Source organism: Nocardia macrotermitis, assembly GCF_009604405.1.
Lineage (GTDB): Bacteria > Actinomycetota > Actinomycetes > Mycobacteriales > Mycobacteriaceae > Nocardia > Nocardia macrotermitis.
In genome coordinates this window covers 1-1661 of sequence record NZ_WEGK01000046.1, presented here as the reverse complement: position 1 = coordinate 1661, position 1661 = coordinate 1, and the positions used below count along the sequence as shown (strand labels likewise).

At 64.7% G+C, this 1661-nt stretch carries 1 protein-coding gene; it reads left to right on the top strand.

Annotated elements, in window-relative coordinates:
• Positions 1-134 precede the first annotated feature (134 nt).
• Positions 135-1511, top strand: coding sequence for an IS1380 family transposase (locus NRB20_RS37355; RefSeq protein ID WP_153416156.1), 1377 nt, complete (start codon positions 135-137; stop codon positions 1509-1511).
• The last annotated feature ends 150 nt before the right edge of the window (positions 1512-1661 follow it).

Sequence of the window (1661 nt, the reverse complement as noted above, 5' to 3'; positions counted from 1 at the left end):
AGCCCGGATCCACCGACCCGATTCTGAGTGGTCGGTGAGAGTGTGAATGGAGATGCCCTGCGAGCTGCGATGATGTGACTTGCGACGGTCATTATCAGCGAGTTCGAAGGAGCATCTCCGAAGTGAAGTCTGTCATGTCGGCGGGGGCGGTGTCTGCCCGGTTCGATGATCGGAATCTGGTGAAGTACGGCGGTTTGGTGTCGGTGGTGCGGTTGGCTGAGCGGTGCGGGCTGCCGGAGTTGGGTTCTGAGCTGCTGCGATGGCGTTCGTCGGTGAATTCGGCGGGTGCGTATCCGGTGGTGAAGATGTTGACGCTGGTGTTCGGGATGGTCGCCGGCGCGGACTCGATCGTGGATATGGATCGGTTGCGGCACGGTGCGATGGGTAGGGCGTTCGCCGGGGTCCGGGCACCCTCGACGCTGGGTTCGTTCCTGCGGGCGTTCACCCACGGCCATGTCCAGCAGCTGGCGGCGGTGTGCCGGAACATGGTGCCCGCGTTGGCTTCTCATGCGCCGCTGCTGCCCGGTGCCGATGCTGCCGCGTATGTCGATATCGATGACACGATCCGCCGCACCTACGGGTATGCGAAACAGGGTGCCGGGATCGGGTATTCGAAGGTGAAGGGCGTGAACGCGTTGATCGGCTGTGTCAGTACACCATTGGCGCGTCCGGTCATCGTGGCCGCGCGACTTCGCAAGGGCGCGGTCAACTCCGCGCGTGGTGCGGCGAGTTTCATCACCGAGGCGATCAAGACCGCGCGTGCCGCCGGTGCGTCCGGGTTGCTGGTGGTGCGGGCGGATTCGGCGTTCTACGCCGAGGAAGTCGTGGCCGCCGCCCGCAAGCTGGGGGTGCATTTCTCGGTGACCGTCCGCATGAATCCCTCGATCCGGGCCGCGATCAGCAGCATCGATGAAAAAGGTTGGGTAGCAATCAAATACCCGCACGCAGTGTGGGACCAGGAGGGTCAGTGCTGGATCTCCGACGCAGAAATCACGCGGGTTCCCTACACGGCGTTCGTCAGCAAACCCACCTGCCGTCGGGTCACCGCGACGTTGATCGTGCGGCGGGTCAAGCGCCTGGGTGCCGGAACGCCGCAGGGTCAAGGCGAGTTGTTCACCACCTACCGGTTCCACGCCGTGTTCACCGATTCGCCGCTGCCACTGGTCGATGCCGAGAAGGCGCATCGTCAGCATGCGGTAGTGGAGCAGGTCATCGCGGATCTGAAGGGCTCCGCACTCGCGCATGCGCCATCAGGGCATTTCAACGCCAACGCCGCCTGGCTGCTGCTGGCATGCCTGGCCTACAATCTCACCCGCGCCGCCGGGTCGCTGGCCTCGATGTTCCACGCCAAGGCCACCACAGCCACGATCCGCGCCGACCTCATCGAAGTGCCAGCGCGACTGGCATTCTCTGGGCGGCAACAGATTTGGCACCTCCCCGAACATTGGCACACCGAACACGACTGGCACGAACTGTTCGCCGCCGTCCACGCGCCACCGATCGCGGCCTGACGTATTCACCCTCCCCGCAGAACCGGGGCTCTACCAGGAACGACAGTGGAAAGGCTGGGCAGACCAGCGGCTGCCGGCTACCCATAACCTGGTTGTCCGCGCGCCGCAGGCGCACGGACCACCCACAAACCACGTCGGTGGATCCGGGCT